This window comes from Pantoea sp. PvP021 (assembly GCF_054056055.1).
Genome location: NZ_JBSRXX010000012.1, coordinates 1 through 17,106, shown reverse-complemented (window position 1 = coordinate 17,106; position 17,106 = coordinate 1). Strand labels below are relative to the sequence as shown.

Sequence of the window (17,106 nt, the reverse complement as noted above, 5' to 3'; positions counted from 1 at the left end):
ATTAACGCACCTTCAGCGTGGCCAGGCCAATCAGCACCAGCATTAGCGAAATAATCCAGAAGCGCACAATGACGCGCGGTTCCGGCCAGCCCTTCAGTTCATAGTGGTGATGGATCGGCGCCATGCGGAAAATACGCTGGCCGCGCAACTTAAACGATCCCACCTGCAGGATCACCGACAGCGTTTCAACCACAAACACGCCGCCCATGATCACCAGTAAAAATTCCTGACGCAGCAACACCGCAATGGTGCCCAGCGCGCCGCCCAGCGCCAGCGAACCCACGTCGCCCATAAAGACCTGAGCCGGATAGGTGTTGAACCACAGGAAGCCCAGCCCTGCCCCGACAATGGCGGTACAGACAATCACCAGCTCACCGGCGTGACGCAGATAGGGAATGTGCAGATATTCAGCAAACTTCACGTTACCGGTGGCCCAGGCAACCAGCGCAAAGCCCGCGGCGACAAAGACGGTTGGCATAATCGCCAGCCCATCCAGGCCATCGGTCAGATTGACCGCATTACCCGTTCCGACAATCACAAAGTAAGCCAGCAGCACATAAAACAGACCTAGCTGCGGCATGATGTCTTTGAAAAAGGGCACGACCAGTTGGGTCGCGGGGGTATCTTTACCCGCCGCATAGAGCCCGAACGCGACGCCCAGCGAAATCACCGACATCCAGAAATATTTCCAGCGGGCGATCAGGCCTTTGGTGTCTTTGCGTACCACTTTGCGGTAGTCATCGACAAAGCCGATGATGCCAAAGCCGATTAACACGAACAGCACGCACCAGACATAAGGATTCGACGGATATGCCCACATCAGCACCGAAATGGTGATGGAGGTCAGAATCATGATGCCGCCCATGGTCGGCGTGCCGCGCTTACTGAAATGCGATTCCGGACCATCGTTACGGACGACCTGGCCAATCTGTAATTTCTGCAGCCAGGCGATCAGGCGCGGCCCCATCCAGAGAGAGATGAATAACGCGGTCAGCAGGCTGACAATGGCGCGAAACGTCAGATAGGAAAAGACGTTAAATCCCGAATAAAAAGCGACCAGATGCTCGGCCAGCCAAACTAACATGTTCCTTTCTCCTTTAAGCTCTGTACTACCTGCTCCATGGCGGCACTACGTGAACCTTTTATCAGGACGGTAATTTCTGAGTGTTCGGACAACAATTGACGCAAACGTTCAGTCAGCGCAGTCTTATCGCTGAAATGTTCGCCAACTTCACTGCTTTCACTGATGAAATGGCTGAATTTTCCGGTGCTCAGCACGCGATCAATGCCTGCATCACGTGCCGCTTGCCCCACTTCGCGGTGACAACTTTCGGTCTCTTCACCCAGTTCCGCCATATCACCCGTGACCAGCACCCGGTAACCCGGCATCTCTGACAGGACCTGAACAGCTGCTGTCATCGAACCGACGTTAGCGTTGTAGCTGTCATCCAGCAGCAGCTGATGCACAGAGAGGCGAACCGGGAACAAGCGACCTGGCACCGACTGCAGGTTTTTCAGCCCCTGCTGAACGGCGCTAAGCGGTGCATCCACTGACAGAGCCAGTGCCGCCGCCGCCAGGGCGTTGGCGATGTTATGCCGACCCGGCAATGGCAGCACGATCTCAGCTTCGCCACGCGGCGTTATCATCACAAAATGAGTACCATCCTGAGCAATGCGGATATCACGGGCGGAGAATTCACACTCTGCCGTCTGCGGTGAGAAACGCCACACGGTTTTATCCTGCAGCGTGCTCTGCCAGTTGGGCCAGTCATTGCTCTCTGCGTTCAGAATCGCAATGCCGTGAGCCGGTAAGCCCTGGAAGATCTCGCCCTTGGCTTTAGCGACACCGGCCAGCGAACCAAAACCTTCCAGATGCGCCGCGGCCAGGTTATTCACCAGCGCGCTTTCCGGTTGAACCAAATCGGTGGTGTAAGCGATTTCGCCCTGATGATTCGCACCGAGTTCGATGACCGCATACTGATGTTCTGCGGTCAGCCGCAGCAGCGTCATCGGTACGCCATAATCGTTGTTAAGATTGCCTGCGGTGTAGAGCGTTTCGCCACACTCACGCAGAATCGCCGCCGTCATCTCTTTAACCGAGGTTTTGCCGGAGGAGCCGGTCAGCGCCACTACACGGGCGTTCGACTGCTGACGAACCCATGCGCCCAGCCTGCCAAAGGCGAGACGGGTATCTTCAACCACCACCTGTGGCACAGCGACAGGTAAATGCTTACTTACCAGCAGCGCCTGTGCGCCATTCGCAATGGCATCGCCGGCAAAGTCGTGCGCATCAAAGCGTTCGCCCACCAGCGCAACAAACAGGCTGCCCGCCGTGACTTTGCGGGTATCGGTGGTCACGTCACTCAGCGTTAAATCGCTGCCATGCAGCGTGCCGCCGGTGATCTCCGCCAGGGTTTTTAATGAAACCGGAATCATGCAACGCCTCCCAGCAGTGCCGCAACGGTGGCACGATCGGAGTAGTCGAGACGGCGATTGCCGATGATCTGATAATCTTCATGGCCTTTGCCAGCCACCAGCACGATATCGTCGGGCTGCGCCTGCATAATAGTGTTAGTGACCGCCTGCGCACGACCAGAGACCACGCGGGCGCGGCCTGGGTCCAGCAAACCGGTCAGAATATCTTTTACAATCGCCTGCGGATCTTCGCTGCGCGGATTGTCATCCGTAATCACCACCACATCCGCATATTGCTCAGCAATCGCGCCCATTAACGGGCGTTTGCCTTTGTCACGGTCACCGCCGCAGCCAAACAGGCACCAGAGTTTTCCTTTGCAGTGCAGACGTGCCGCTTCCAGCGCTTTTTCCAGCGCATCCGGGGTGTGGGCATAATCCACGACAACCGTCGGTTTTCCTGCGGCGCTGAACACTTCCATACGCCCGTTGACCGGCTGCAACTGCGGTGCAACGCTGATTAGCGTCGCCAGCGGATAATCCAGTGACAGCAGCGTCGCCAGCGCCAGCATCAGATTGCTGACGTTGAAGGCACCCATCAGCGGACTGTCGATTTCGCCGTTGCCCCAGCGGGAGCTGAAACGAATATGTGCGCCGTTATCGTGGTAATCCACCGCATCGGCTTTAAGCCAGCGCCCGTGGCAGCCCGGCTGGAGGTTATCCTCCATGGTGACCGCAACGGCATCAGGTAAGCGCGCCAGCCAGCGACGGCCGACTTCGTCATCCGCGTTAAGAATCGCCTGCCCGACCTGATGCTCAGAAAAGAGCAGCCATTTAGCTGACTCATAGCTCTGCATATCACCGTGGTAATCGAGGTGATCGCGACTGAGATTGGTGAAGACCGCCGCGGCAAACGGCAGCGCAGCGACGCGATGCTGAACCAGTCCGTGTGACGAGATTTCCATTGCGGTCAGGGTCGCCCCTTTTTCAGCCAGATCGTGCAGCAGATGCTGAACATCAACCGCTGAACCCGTGGTATTTTCTGCCGCCGCTAAATGACCTACCAGCCCATTACCGACGGTGCCCATCACCGCGCTGGTCTCACCCAGTAGCGTCGCCCACTGCGCCAGCAGCTGGGTGGTGGTGGTTTTACCGTTGGTGCCGGTGACGCCAATCAGCTTCTGTTTTTCGCCCGGCTGCTGATAAAAACGGCCTGCCAGGGCCGAAAGGCGCTGATGCAGCTGCGCCAGATAGATAACCGGTACGCCGTGCATTTCACGGATTTCGCCGTCGACCGCTTCACCCTCAGCTTCCGCCACCACAGCGGCAACGCCCTGCGCAATTGCCTGCGGAATGAAACGGCGTCCATCAACCTGATGGCCTGCAACAGCGACAAACAGATCGCCAGAAGCCGCAATGCGGCTATCCAGGGTCATGTCACGCAGTGGGCGCGCCGGCGCGCCTGGCACCCAGGGGCCGAGTAAATCGCGCAGGTTACGATCTGTCACTTGATTCCTCACTTCTGTTAGTCACCAGCTCATTCTTGTCATTGGTCGGTAACGCGTCCGGCTCGATGTTCATGGTACGCAGTACGCCACCCATGATGGCTCCAAATACCGGAGCGGAGACCGCACCGCCGTAATACTTGCCGGCCTGGGGATCGTTGATCACCACCACCAGCGCGAATCGGGGATGACTGGCAGGCGCGACGCCTGCGGTGTAGGCAATGTATTTATTGACGTAGCGTCCGTCCGGCCCGACCTTTTTCGCCGTACCGGTTTTTATCGCAATGCGATAACCCTTGATTGCCGCTTTGACGCCCCCGCCACCGGGCAGCGCCACGCTTTCCATCATGTGCATCACGGTTTTCACCAGTGACTCATCGAAAACGCGTTGTCCCGCGACGGGCGGATCCACTTTGGTGATCGACAGCGGGCGATTAATGCCATAGCTGCCAATCGTTGCGTAGACTCGCGCTAACTGTAACGGCGTTACCATTAGCCCGTAGCCGAAAGAGAAGGTGGCCCTCTCTATGTCAGACCACCGTTGTTTTTTAGGGTATAAGCCACTGCTTTCCCCGACCAGCCCCAAATTGGTCGGTTTGCCCAGTCCAAAGCGCGCGTAAGTTTCTACCAGCGCTGAGGAAGGCATCGCTAACGCCAGACGTGAAACACCGACGTTACTCGACTTCTGTAAAACCCCTGTCAGGGTCAATTCGTTGTAGCGCGCCACATCTTTGATCTCATGACCATTGACGCGGTACGGCACGGTATTCAGGACGCTGTTCTCTCTCACCACACCACGCTGCAGCGCCGTCATCACCACCATCGGCTTCACGGTAGAGCCAGGTTCGAAAATGTCGGTGATGGCGCGGTTACGCATCAGATCTTTTGGCGTGTTGCCGAGATTGTTCGGGTTGTAAGCCGGGCTGTTGGCCATCGCCAGCACTTCACCGGTATTGACATCCACCAGCACCGCCGTACCCGATTCCGCTTTGTTAAAGGCAACGGCGTTATTCAGTTCACGGTAAACCAGCGCCTGTAACCGCTCATCAATGCTCAGCGTCAGGTTATGAGCGGCCCGGCTGTCCACCGAAGAGATATCCTCGATGACCCGACCGTACCGATCTTTGCGCACCGTCCGCTCGCCGGGTGCACCGGTCAGCCACTTATCAAAGCTCTTCTCGATGCCTTCAATGCCCTGCCCGTCGATGTTGGTAAAGCCAATGAGATGGGAGGTGACCTGCCCGGCAGGATAGTAACGGCGCGACTCTTCGCGCAGATGAATACCGGGAAGTTTGAGTTTTTTAACGTAGTCGCCGATAGCCGGATTGACCTGGCGCGCCAGATAGACAAAGCGGCCTTTGGGATTGGCATTCACGCGGGCGGCCAGCTGATCAAGGGGAATAGAGAGCGCATCGGAAAGCGCCTTCCAGCGGCTGTCCAGCGTCACGCCGCCACCGGCGTGCAGCTCTTTGGGATCGGCCCAGATAGCGTTGACCGGCACGCTGACTGCCAGCGGACGTCCGGCGCGATCGCTGATCATGCCGCGTGAGGTGGGCACCGCCTGAACACGCAGCGAGCGCAGATCGCCCTCTTTTACCAGCTTGCCAGGATTGATCACCTGCAGCCAGGCCACACGTGACAGCAATCCACCCAGCGCCAGTAAAATACAGCCGCACAGCAACGCAAAACGCCAGCTTACAAAGCTGGCTTTATCTTCCGGTTTCTTCAATTTCAGCGTTCTGCCTGTGCCGCTCATTCGCTATCTGAGGTCCTTATTTCTGCACCACGATATTTTCTTGTGAAGGATCAACGTGCTGCAGTTGCAGCTTCTCGGTGGCGATGCGTTCAACACGGCTGTGATCGCCCAGTGCATTCTCTTCCAGGATCAGGTTGCGCCACTCGATATCGAGTGCGTCACGCTCCAGCACCAGCTGTTCGCGCTGCGCGGTTAATAGTCGTGTTTTATGGGTGGTCGTCACCACCAGCACGGCAGAAACCACCACAGCGATCAGCAACAGCACCGGAATCTTGCCTTTTCGCAGCAGATCCCCGCCGATGACGGCAGGCAGACTGTGACGCTCATTACCGATCATGCGTCGGTTTTCTCCGCGATACGTAATACCGAGCTGCGCGCACGTGGGTTTTCAGAGACTTCAGCGTCACCCGGCGACATTTTGCCGAGCAACTTCAGTTCACGCCCACCCAGGGCACGCAGCTGATGTTCAGTCATGGGAATCCCAGGCGGCACCTGCGGCCCGCGACTCTGATCGCGCATAAAGCGCTTCACCAGCCGATCTTCCAGTGAATGGAAGCTGATAACAGAGAGACGGCCCTGCGGAGCCAGCACTTCAACAGCGCCTTTCAGGGCAATATCGATCTCTTCCAGTTCGCTGTTAATCCAGATACGAATCGCCTGGAAGCTGCGCGTGGCCGGATGCTTAAACTTATCTTTTACCGGCATGGCGATTGAGATCACCTCAGCCAGTTCCCGGGTCCGGGTCATCGGCTGTTCACGATTACGCTCGACAATGGCCCGGGCGATGCGTTTGGCGAATCGCTCTTCACCGTAGGTCTTCAGGACAAACGCGATATCCGCCTCTTCTGCGTGCAGCAACCATTCTGCGGCGGAGTGCCCGCGCGACGGGTCCATTCGCATATCCAGCGGTCCGTCACGCATAAAGGAGAAGCCACGTTCGGCGTCATCCAGTTGCGGTGATGAAACCCCCAGGTCCAGCAAAATGCCGTCAATCTTTCCGACCAGATCCCGTTCAGAGACATACTCTGCCAGCGCGGAAAAAGGGCCATGAATAATTGAAAAACGCGGGTCGGTGATCTCTGCGGCAGCGGCGATAGCTTGCGGATCACGATCGATGGCGATCAGCATTCCCTTCTCTCCCAGCTGCGAAAGAATCAGGCGTGAATGGCCACCACGACCAAAAGTGCCGTCGATGTAAATACCGTCTTCCCTGATATTGAGGCCGTTAACCGCCTCATCCAACAGCACGGTGGTATGTTTGAAATTTTCCTGCATAGCTATAGCGACAAGTCCTGCAACCGCTCAGATAAAGGCTCCTGAGCCGACTGTTCTGCGTCAATATCGTCCCTGACTTGTTGATACCAGGTCTGTTCATCCCACAGCTCAAATTTATTGAACTGTCCAACCAGCATCACTTCTTTGGTTAATTTTGCGTGCTGCCTAAGCGTATTCGCCAGCAGCAGGCGGCCTGCACTGTCCATCTGACATTCACTGGCATGCCCCAGCAGCAAACGCTGCACGCGGCGCTCAAGTGGATTCATACTGGAAAGGCGTGCCAGCTTTTTTTCAATGATTTCCCATTCGGGCAGGGTATAAAGCAACAGGCATGGCTGGTGGAGGTCGATGGTACAGACCATCTGCCCCTGAGACTCCCCAATCAGCAAATCGCGATATCGCGTAGGTACGGCGAGCCGCCCTTTGCTGTCGAGATTGACTAACGTTGCTCCGCGGAACATGCCAGTCTCTTCTCCTCATCACCCATTTACGCCACTTTATCCCACTTTTTACCACGAAACGAGTTTAAGGATCCCATGAAATCCTTGTCAAGCCGGAGCGGCAGGTGAATATCACTATTTACAGAGTGAAGAATTAATCTCTGGCGACGATATAAACGAATAAAAGGGGAAAGTAAAAATTAAGCCGATGAATACCTGAATAAAAAAAACGACCCGGGAAAAAACGACTAAAAATGAAACAATGTAAAGGGCTAAATATTAATCGTGGTTTCTGAGACAGCGGCGGCATTTTAGGGGATTTCCGAAAGGAAGCCCAGCGGCTTAAGGCCAGACGGGAAAGTAAGTTTGTTGAAGTTGTAAGCAGATAATAAAAATAACTCTTTCTGCTTTGTTAGATTTGATGAGCAGAATTTACGCTTTTTTACGTCGACCTGTTTATTTAATCAGTTAAATCGTTAAATAAAATGGGCGGGCAGCGTAATACTGCCCGTGACTCATTTAACTTTTCGGCTTAATTGTCCGCGGCGGTATAAATTACGGCGAATGCGGGTTAACCCGGGTTTTGGTTTTCTGGGTTCATCCAGCGAGGCTAAAACTAATTCCAGCACGCGCTCTGCCACGTCGCGATGACGCTGACCCACCGCCAGCACCGGACACTCAAGAAAGTCCAGTAATTCGTGGTCGCCAAAGGTGGCGATGGCCAGCTCGGTCGGAAGCCGTCCGTCTCGTTTCAGCGTCACATCCATCACACCCTGCAGCAAGCCAAATGAGGTGGTAAAAAGCGCCTCCGGCATCGGGTGATCTTCAAGGTATTGTTCAAACAGTGCCGCGGCGGCTGTGCGTTCGAAGCTATTGCAGTAGATATAGTCAATCGGCCGGGGATCGTCTTTCCATGCATCGCGGAAACCCAGTTCGCGCAGGAAACTTACCGACAGCTCGGGTAGCGCACCGAGGAACAGCACATTTTTGACCTCAAGCTGACGCAGTTCAGCCGCCAGCATATGGGCATCGTCCTGATCGGCACCCACTACGCTGGTGAAATGTTCACGATCCAGCGCGCGATCTAACGCAATAATCGGCAGGGGATCGTTGATCCAGCGCTGATAAAAGGGATGCTCTGGCGGTAACGAGGTAGAGACGATGATCGCATCGACCTGGCGCTGTAACAGATGCTCAATGCAGCGCATCTCGTTATCGGGCTGATCTTCAGAACAGGCGATCAGCAGCTGATAGCCGCGCTGACGGGCCTGCCGCTCAAGATAGTTCGCAATACGGGTATAACTGGTATTTTCCAGATCGGGGATCACTAACCCAATTGAGCGCGTACGCCCGGCGCGCAGCCCGGCAGCCACCGCATTGGGGTGATAATTATGCTCACGTACCACCGCCATGACTTTCTCAACGGTTTTGTCGCTGACACGATACTGCCGCGCTTTGCCATTGATCACATAACTGGCCGTGGTGCGCGACACGCCTGCCAAACGCGCAATTTCATCCAGTTTCACGATAACCCCACCATCAAATCCGCTTTTACGGCAGAAATAGCCGCAGTTAAGCTATGGATAACTCATGACTATCATCTAACAGCAGAAAAGTGCGCGGAGCAACCGCTTTTCTGAATGTAACTCGCCTGGCGCATAAAAAATAAAAAAACCCGGCATTTCGCCGGGTTAGGTGTGGATTGATGATGACGCTGCGTGATTAACGCATGATACGATCGCCGCGTGAAACGCCGACGATACCGGAGCGTGCCACTTCAACAATTTCGGCGACATCGCGGACGGTATTCAGGAAGGCGTCCAGTTTGTCACTGGTTCCTGCCAGCTGAACCGTGTACAGCGTCGGCGTTACGTCGATGATCTGACCACGGAAGATCTCTGCGTTACGTTTCACCTCTTCGCGGCCATAACCGCTCGCCTGAATCTTCACCAGCATGATTTCGCGCTCAACATAGGCGCCCTGCCCCAGCTCGGTAACGCGCAGCACATCTACCAGCTTGTGCAGCTGCTTTTCAATCTGCTCCAGCACCTTCTGATCGCCCACCGTCTGAATGGTCATCCGCGAAAGCGTAGGATCATCCGTTGGTGCCACGGTCAGGCTCTCAATGTTATAGCCGCGCTGCGAGAACAGGCCGACGACACGGGATAATGCGCCGGATTCGTTCTCCAGCAGAACTGATAAAATACGACGCATAATTATGTCCTCTCCGTTTTGCTCAACCACATCTCATCCATGCTGCCACCGCGAATCTGCATCGGGTAAACATGCTCGCTACCGTCAACGGTGACATCCACAAATACCAGACGTCCCTTCGCCAGGGTTTCCAGCGCCAGCGCCAGTTTCTCTTCCAGTTCAGCCGGATGTTCAATCGCGATCCCGACGTGGCCGTAGGCTTCCGCCAGACGCACGAAGTCAGGTAGCGACTCCATATAAGACTGGGAGTGACGACCGGAGTAGATCATATCCTGCCACTGCTTCACCATGCCCAGCACCCGGTTGTTCAGGTTCAGCACCAGCACCGGCAGATCGTACTGCAGCGCGGTGGAAAGCTCCTGAATGTTCATCTGGATACTGCCATCGCCGGTAACGCAGATGACCGTTTCGTCCGGCAGCGCCATCTTCACGCCCAGCGCAGCAGGCAGGCCAAAGCCCATGGTGCCCAGACCACCGGAGTTGATCCAGCGGCGCGGTTTGTCGAAAGGATAATAGAGCGCAGCAAACATCTGGTGCTGGCCCACATCCGACGTCACATACGCATCGCCTTTGGTCAGACGGCTGATGGTTTCAATCACCGCCTGCGGCTTGATTTTGTCGCTGGTGCGATCAAATTCCAGGCAGTGACGACTGCGCCAGCCCTCAATCTCCTGCCACCAGTCGTGCAGGCTCTCAGCGCGCTGGCTTTCGCTTTGCGCCAGTAACTCCAGCATCTGCTGCAGCACCTGCTTCGCATCACCGACAATCGGGATATCCGCCGCCACCGTCTTAGAGATAGAGGTCGGGTCGATATCGATATGCATCACCGTGGCGTTGGGACAATATTTCGCCAGGTTGTTGGTGGTGCGGTCATCAAAGCGCACACCGATACCAAAAATCAGGTCGGTGTTGTGCATCGTCATGTTGGCTTCGTACGTGCCGTGCATACCGAGCATGCCAACGCACTGACGATGAGTGCCAGGGAACGCGCCCAGGCCCATCAGCGAGGTCGTCACCGGAATATTCAGGCTTTCGGCCAGCTTTAACAGTTCCGCTTCGCAGCCGGCGGTAATGGCACCACCACCGGCGTAGATCACCGGCTTCTTCGCGGCCAGCAACGTGGTCAGCGCACGCTTAATCTGACCTTTATGGCCCTGAATAGTCGGATTGTAGGAGCGCATGCTCACCGTATCCGGCCAGTGATAAGGCAACTTGTTGGCCGGATTCAGAATATCTTTCGGCAGATCGATCACCACCGGCCCCGGACGTCCGGTGGAAGCCAGCCAGAACGCCTTTTTCAACACGGTTGGGATCTCTTCGGTACTTTTCACCAGGAAGCTGTGCTTCACTACCGGACGAGAGATGCCGACCATGTCGCACTCCTGAAAGGCGTCATAGCCAATCAGCGACGAGGGAACCTGACCCGAGAGGATCACCAGCGGAATCGAGTCCATATAGGCGGTGGCGATACCGGTAATCGCATTGGTTGCGCCGGGTCCGGAGGTGACGAGCACCACGCCGACTTCACCAGTGGCGCGCGCCAGGCCGTCAGCCATGTGCACCGCACCCTGCTCATGACGCACCAGAATGTGATCGATACCCCCGACGGTTTGCAGCGCATCATAGATATCCAACACTGCGCCACCCGGATAACCGAATACCTGCTTAACGCCCTGATCGATTAACGAACGGACGACCATTTCGGCTCCTGACAACATCTCCATCTTCTGCCTCCAGGCTTGCGGACCCGGCTCTGTTAATACGCCCGTTAACGCGTACCACAAAGCCCCGGTGCCTGCTTTGCCAATCAAAATCTTATGTTTATGCATGACAGCGGAAACAACTGCCGCTGTCCGGTTACAGAGAAATCTGTTGAGTTTATTTTTCTGAGAGTAGGTCGATTACCATAACCGCAGTTAACCGGGCAGGCAAACCGCAAACCCACGTAAATTAAAAGGCAGGGGCGTAAAGGCTCTGCCCGATAAGAATTGGCTGCGCGGATTAAACTAATTACGCGGCAGAACCGCAGAGGAAAATGCTGATTAAGAAATTATTTTCAGCGTGATCTAAGAAATAACGAAAACTTATTACCCGGCTGCCCTGGCCCACAATCGCCTGACACTTTTCTTTTCTGGCGTAATTAACCATTAAATCGTTGAAGCGCATTCGATTATGCTAAAGAGCAGGTGATATATCCTGTATCCTCGTGAGACACCCTCCCGATAAAGTCTTTAATTTTCAATACAATAAAATCAAAGACCCGCAGAATCAGTGCTCATTCCCGGGTCGATTGCCTCCGCAGCCACTACGGCGCTGTTCATTACGCTGCCTGACCGTTAAATAACAGAATATCTTCCTCTGGCACCACTAAGAATACCCCTGCATTGAAGGTTGACATCCCTGAGTGATTCCAGTACCAATATGTACAGCACAACATTTTATAAGGTTTGAATCCATGTTTCGTTCTGTTCGCCTTCTCGGTCTACTACTAAACGCACTCAGCTTGCGCGGTAGACTTGTGGGCGGAATCAAACACTGATTCAAACCTGCTGAAAGTTAAAAACCCGCGCCTGTCGCGGGTTTTTTTATGCTCGTTGCCAGGCCAGAAAAAGCATAAGGATGATTACGATGAGCCAGCAAGTCATTATTTTCGATACCACTCTGCGCGACGGTGAGCAGGCATTACAGGCCAGCCTGAGTGTGAAAGAAAAATTGCAGATTGCTTTAGCGCTGGAGCGCATGGGCGTGGATGTGATGGAAGTCGGTTTCCCGGTCTCCTCACCGGGCGACTTTGAGTCTGTGCAGACCATTGCGCGCACCATTAAAAACAGTCGGGTTTGCGGTCTGGCACGCTGTGTGGAAAAAGATATTGATGCGGCGTACGAATCACTGCGCGTTGCCGAAGCCTTCCGTATTCATACCTTTATCGCTACCTCACCGATGCACATCGCCACCAAACTGCGCAGCACGCTGCCGGAAGTGATTGAGCGTGCGGTGCATATGGTGAAGCGTGCGCGCAATTACACCAGCGACGTTGAGTTCTCCTGCGAAGATGGCGGCCGTACCCCGATTGATGACCTGTGCCGGATGGTAGAAGCCACGATTAACGCCGGTGCCACCACCATCAACATCCCGGATACCGTTGGCTACACCCTGCCAGGCGAGTATGCCCACATCATCGGCGAGCTGATGAATCGCGTTCCTAACATCGACAAAGCAATTATCTCTGTTCACACCCACGATGACCTGGGTATGGCAACGGGCAACGCCCTGGCTGCCGTACAGGCGGGCGCGCGTCAGGTTGAAGGAACGATGAATGGCCTGGGTGAACGTGCCGGTAACTGTGCGCTGGAAGAGGTGATCATGGCGATTAAAACCCGCCAGCAGATCATGAACGTGCATACCAATATCAATCATCAGGAAATCTACCGTACCAGCCAGATGGTCAGCCAGATCTGCAACATGCCGATCCCGGCGAACAAGGCAGTGGTCGGCTCTAACGCCTTCGCTCACTCCTCAGGTATTCATCAGGATGGCGTGCTGAAGAACCGCGAGAACTATGAAATCCTGACGCCGGAATCGATCGGCTTACACAAAATCCAGCTGAACCTGACCTCACGTTCTGGCCGCGCGGCGGTAAAACATCGTATGGAAGAGATGGGCTATGCCGAGCAGGATTACAATCTGGATACGCTGTATGACGCCTTCCTGAAACTGGCCGATAAAAAAGGTCAGGTTTTCGATTACGACCTGGAAGCGCTGGCCTTCATCAACAAGCAGAATGAAGAGCCGGAACATTTCCAGCTGCACGAATTTAACGTCCAGACCGGTTCCAGCATCACCGCCACCGCCTCTGTCAATCTGGGCTGCGGCGATGTCGCTAAATCGGATGCAGCCACCGGTAATGGCCCGGTTGACGCGGTCTACCAGGCGATTAACCGTATCACCCAGTTCGACGCTGAGCTGGTTAACTACAAGCTGACCGCGAAAGGCCACGGCGAGAATGCGCTGGGTCAGGTCGATATCGTCGTGAGCTACAACGGCCGCAAGTTCCACGGCATTGGTCTGGCGACCGATATTGTGGAGTCCTCCGCCAAAGCGATGGTCAACGCTCTGAACAATATCTGGCGTGCCCGTCAGGTTGAACAAGAATTGCAGCGCAAATTTAAAGATCAGAAGGAAACCGTATAACCATGTCCAGCTCATCTCATATCGCAGTTTTACCCGGTGATGGTATCGGCCCGGAAGTGATGGCGCAGGCTATGAAAGTGCTGGATGCCATTCGTCAGCGCTTTGATATCCAGATCACCACCCAGGAGTATGCGGTCGGCGGCATTGCTATCGATCAGCATGGTGAACCCCTGCCACCCGCAACGGTTGCAGGCTGCGAGCAGGCCGACGCGATCCTGTTTGGTTCCGTTGGCGGCCCGAAGTGGGAGCACTTACCGCCGGCATCGCAGCCGGAGCGCGGTGCGCTGCTGCCGCTGCGCAAACATTTTAAGCTGTTCAGTAACCTGCGTCCGGCTGCACTCTACAGCGGACTGGAGGCGTTTTGCCCGCTGCGCGCCGACATTGCTGCCAAAGGCTTCGACATTCTGTGCGTGCGTGAACTGACCGGCGGCATCTACTTTGGTCAGCCGAAAGGACGTGAAGGCAGCGGCCCGGAAGAGCGTGCATTTGATACCGAGGTTTATCACCGTTTCGAAATTGAGCGCATCGCCCGCATCGCGTTTGAATCGGCGCGCAAACGCCGTAACAAAGTCACCTCGGTTGATAAAGCCAACGTGCTGCAGACCTCCGTGATGTGGCGTGAAATCGTCAACGAAGTGGCCAAAGAGTATCCGGACGTACAGCTGAGCCACATCTATATCGACAACGCCACCATGCAGTTGATCAAAGACCCGTCGCAGTTTGACGTGCTGCTCTGCTCCAACCTGTTCGGTGACATTCTCTCTGATGAGTGCGCCATGATTACCGGCTCGATGGGGATGCTGCCTTCCGCCAGCCTGAATGAAGCGGGCTTTGGCCTGTTCGAACCCGCGGGTGGCTCGGCGCCAGATATCGCCGGTCAGAATATTGCCAACCCGGTCGCCCAGATCCTGTCGCTGTCGCTGCTGCTGCGTTACAGCCTGAATGCCGATGAGGCTGCCGCCAGTATCGAACGCGCCATCAGCCGTGCGCTGGAACAGGGCTACCGCACCAAAGATTTAGCCGGTGATGGTCCAGCGGTCAGCACAGATGAGATGGGCAGCATCATTGCTCGCTTTATCGCCGAGGAAAAATAAAAAAATGAAAACCTTATACCAGAAGTTATTTGATGCACATGTCGTCCACGAAACGCCAGAAGAAACGCCGTTACTCTACATTGATCGCCATCTGATCCATGAGGTGACCTCGCCCCAGGCCTTTGATGGTCTGCGCGCGCACGGACGTAAAGTCCGTCAGCCGGGCAAAACCTTTGCCACCATGGATCACAACGTTTCTACGCAGACCAAAGATATCAATGCATCGGGCGAGATGGCGCGTATTCAGATGCAGGAGCTGATGAAAAACTGCGCTGAGTTTGGCGTACAGCTGTATGACCTGAATCATCCGTTCCAGGGCATCGTCCACGTTATCGGTCCTGAGCAGGGCATGACGCTGCCAGGTATGACGATTGTGTGCGGCGACTCGCACACCGCCACGCACGGTGCGTTTGGCTCGCTGGCCTTTGGTATCGGCACCTCTGAAGTTGAACATGTGTTTGCTACCCAGACGCTGAAACAGGGTCGGGCAAAAACCATGAAGATTGAAGTGCTGGGCCAGGCGTCAACCGGCATTACGGCTAAAGATATCGTGCTGGCGATCATCGGCAAAACCGGCAGCGCAGGCGGAACCGGCTATGTGGTCGAATTCTGCGGTCCGGCGATTCAGGCGCTGAGCATGGAAGGTCGTATGACCCTGTGCAACATGGCGATTGAGATGGGTGCGAAAGCGGGCCTGGTGGCACCGGATGAGACCACCTTCAACTATCTGAAAGGTCGTCAGTTCTCGCCGCAGGGTGAGAAATGGGAGCAGGCCGTTGATTACTGGCGCACCCTGAAGTCTGACGAAGGCGCGAAATATGATGCGGTAGTAACGCTGCATGCTGAAGAGATTGCACCGCAGGTCACCTGGGGCACCAATCCGGGTCAGGTTATTGCCGTTGATCAGGTGATCCCAAATCCGGCCTCGTTCGCCGATCCGGTTGAGCGCGCCTCAGCCGAAAAAGCCCTGGCCTACATGAACCTGCAGCCAGGCATCAAACTGACCGATGTGGCGATTGATAAAGTGTTTATCGGCTCCTGTACCAACTCACGTATTGAAGATCTGCGTGCCGCCGCCGCCATCGCCAAAGGCCGCAAAGTGGCGCCTGGCGTGGTCGCCATGGTGGTACCGGGTTCCGGCCCGGTGAAAGCGCAGGCCGAAGCGGAAGGTCTGGACAAAATCTTCCTGGAAGCGGGCTTTGAATGGCGTCTGCCAGGCTGCTCTATGTGTCTGGCGATGAACAATGACCGCCTGAATCCGGGCGAGCGTTGCGCGTCAACCAGCAACCGTAACTTTGAAGGCCGTCAGGGCCGTGGTGGACGTACCCATCTGGTCAGCCCGGCAATGGCCGCGGCGGCTGCCGTAACCGGCCACTTTGCCGACATCCGTGAACTGACGACAGGAGCTTAAGTCATGGCGAATAAATTTACTCAGCACACCGGCATTGTTGCGCCGCTGGATGCCGCGAACGTCGATACCGACGCGATCATTCCCAAGCAGTTTTTGCAGAAGGTCACCCGCACCGGTTTTGGACAGCATCTGTTCCACGACTGGCGCTTTGAAGATGACGCGGGCACCGTGCCAACGCCCGGCTTTGTGCTGAACAAGCCTGAGTTCAAAGGCACCAGCATCCTGCTGGCGCGTGAAAACTTTGGCTGCGGCTCTTCACGTGAGCATGCGCCCTGGGCACTGACCGATTTTGGTTTTCACGTGGTGATTGCGCCGAGCTTCGCGGATATCTTTTATGGCAACAGCTTCAACAACCAGCTGCTGCCGGTGAAGTTAAGCGAAGAGGAAGTGGATGAGCTGTTCAGACTGGTTGCGGACCAGCCCGGCATCAGCTTTACGGTAGACCTGGAAGCGCAGACGGTCACCGCTGGCGATAAAGTCTATTCGTTCGAGCTCGACAGCTTCCGCCGCCACTGCATGATTAACGGCCTGGACAGCATCGGTCTGACGCTGCAGCACGAAGCCTCCATTTCGCAGTATGAGCAGAATCAGCCCGCCTTCCTGCGCTGATTGAGTAAAATCAGGGCGACATTGGGTCGTAATGCTGATCAGTTAAGATTAGATTTGTAAAGGCTGTCACGGTCAAACGTGGCAGCCTTTTTTCTGGCCGAGCAAGCCGCAGTGCGGGCCAGCGCACCTCTGCTGCTGCCGGGCCGTCCTCGCGCCGCTCACGCGGTACCTTCGGCTTTGACGTCGTGCCGACGAACCG

General features: G+C 55.6%; 16 protein-coding genes. 5 read left to right on the top strand and 11 right to left on the bottom strand.

Features of this window, described 5'->3' with window-relative positions; all coding sequences use genetic code 11:
- Position 1 precedes the first annotated feature (1 nt).
- The 10 genes from mraY to ilvI form a co-directional block, all read right to left on the bottom strand.
- The gene (gene mraY, locus ACVKSX_RS21735; RefSeq protein WP_003854755.1) at positions 2–1,084 is read right to left on the bottom strand and encodes a phospho-N-acetylmuramoyl-pentapeptide-transferase; all 1,083 of its coding nucleotides are present in this window, start codon (positions 1,082–1,084) and stop codon (positions 2–4) included.
- Positions 1,078–2,436: a UDP-N-acetylmuramoyl-tripeptide--D-alanyl-D-alanine ligase gene (murF, locus tag ACVKSX_RS21730; protein WP_346554808.1), complete on the bottom strand. Its 1,359-nt coding sequence runs from the start codon at positions 2,434–2,436 to the stop codon at positions 1,078–1,080. Before murF ends, mraY begins: the two co-directional genes overlap by 7 nt.
- Positions 2,433–3,920: a UDP-N-acetylmuramoyl-L-alanyl-D-glutamate--2,6-diaminopimelate ligase gene (gene murE, locus ACVKSX_RS21725; RefSeq protein WP_346554809.1), complete on the bottom strand. Its 1,488-nt coding sequence runs from the start codon at positions 3,918–3,920 to the stop codon at positions 2,433–2,435. Before murE ends, murF begins: the two co-directional genes overlap by 4 nt.
- Positions 3,907–5,673, bottom strand: coding sequence for a peptidoglycan glycosyltransferase FtsI (locus tag ACVKSX_RS21720; protein ID WP_010671821.1), 1,767 nt, complete (start codon positions 5,671–5,673; stop codon positions 3,907–3,909). The genes murE and ACVKSX_RS21720 overlap by 14 nt, the downstream gene beginning before the upstream one ends.
- Positions 5,674–5,689: 16 nt before the next feature.
- Positions 5,690–6,010, bottom strand: a complete 321-nt coding sequence (gene ftsL / locus ACVKSX_RS21715) for a cell division protein FtsL (RefSeq protein ID WP_003854764.1) — start codon at positions 6,008–6,010, stop codon at positions 5,690–5,692.
- Positions 6,007–6,948, bottom strand: a complete 942-nt coding sequence (rsmH, locus tag ACVKSX_RS21710; RefSeq protein ID WP_201500138.1) for a 16S rRNA (cytosine(1402)-N(4))-methyltransferase RsmH — start codon at positions 6,946–6,948, stop codon at positions 6,007–6,009. Before rsmH ends, ftsL begins: the two co-directional genes overlap by 4 nt.
- Positions 6,949–6,950: 2 nt before the next feature.
- Complete coding sequence (gene mraZ, locus ACVKSX_RS21705) at positions 6,951–7,409, bottom strand: division/cell wall cluster transcriptional repressor MraZ (protein WP_111139399.1); 459 nt, start codon at positions 7,407–7,409, stop codon at positions 6,951–6,953.
- Positions 7,410–7,903: 494 nt separating this feature from the next.
- Positions 7,904–8,914, bottom strand: coding sequence for a catabolite repressor/activator (gene cra, locus ACVKSX_RS21700; protein ID WP_010253851.1), 1,011 nt, complete (start codon positions 8,912–8,914; stop codon positions 7,904–7,906).
- Between the two features lie 196 nt (positions 8,915–9,110).
- Entirely contained in the window at positions 9,111–9,602 is a 492-nt protein-coding gene (gene ilvN, locus ACVKSX_RS21695) for an acetolactate synthase small subunit (RefSeq protein ID WP_010253849.1), read from the bottom strand.
- A gap of 2 nt (positions 9,603–9,604) precedes the next feature.
- Positions 9,605–11,326 (bottom strand): acetolactate synthase 3 large subunit, encoded by a 1,722-nt coding sequence (ilvI, locus tag ACVKSX_RS21690; RefSeq protein WP_010671820.1) that lies wholly within the window; start codon positions 11,324–11,326, stop codon positions 9,605–9,607.
- 731 nt (positions 11,327–12,057) lie between these two features.
- On the opposite strand from ilvI, the gene leuL reads away from it, so the two are divergent.
- From leuL to leuD, 5 genes are all read left to right on the top strand, one after another.
- Positions 12,058–12,141 (top strand): leu operon leader peptide, encoded by an 84-nt coding sequence (gene leuL / locus ACVKSX_RS21685; protein ID WP_099257765.1) that lies wholly within the window; start codon positions 12,058–12,060, stop codon positions 12,139–12,141.
- Positions 12,142–12,230: 89 nt separating this feature from the next.
- The gene (gene leuA / locus ACVKSX_RS21680) at positions 12,231–13,793 is read left to right on the top strand and encodes a 2-isopropylmalate synthase (RefSeq protein ID WP_010253843.1); all 1,563 of its coding nucleotides are present in this window, start codon (positions 12,231–12,233) and stop codon (positions 13,791–13,793) included.
- Between the two features lie 2 nt (positions 13,794–13,795).
- On the top strand, positions 13,796–14,887 hold the full coding sequence (gene leuB / locus ACVKSX_RS21675) for a 3-isopropylmalate dehydrogenase (RefSeq protein WP_124889689.1): 1,092 nt from the start codon (positions 13,796–13,798) through the stop codon (positions 14,885–14,887).
- Between the two features lie 4 nt (positions 14,888–14,891).
- Positions 14,892–16,298 carry a 3-isopropylmalate dehydratase large subunit gene (gene leuC / locus ACVKSX_RS21670; RefSeq protein ID WP_010671818.1) on the top strand — a complete coding sequence of 469 codons (1,407 nt, stop codon included), beginning with the start codon at positions 14,892–14,894 and terminating at the stop codon, positions 16,296–16,298.
- Between the two features lie 3 nt (positions 16,299–16,301).
- On the top strand, positions 16,302–16,907 hold the full coding sequence (leuD, locus tag ACVKSX_RS21665; RefSeq protein ID WP_010253835.1) for a 3-isopropylmalate dehydratase small subunit: 606 nt from the start codon (positions 16,302–16,304) through the stop codon (positions 16,905–16,907).
- A gap of 10 nt (positions 16,908–16,917) precedes the next feature.
- Here the strand turns inward: leuD and ACVKSX_RS21660 are convergent.
- The coding region (locus ACVKSX_RS21660; protein ID WP_400370113.1) for a hypothetical protein at positions 16,918–17,106 on the bottom strand (189 nt) is incomplete at its 5' end.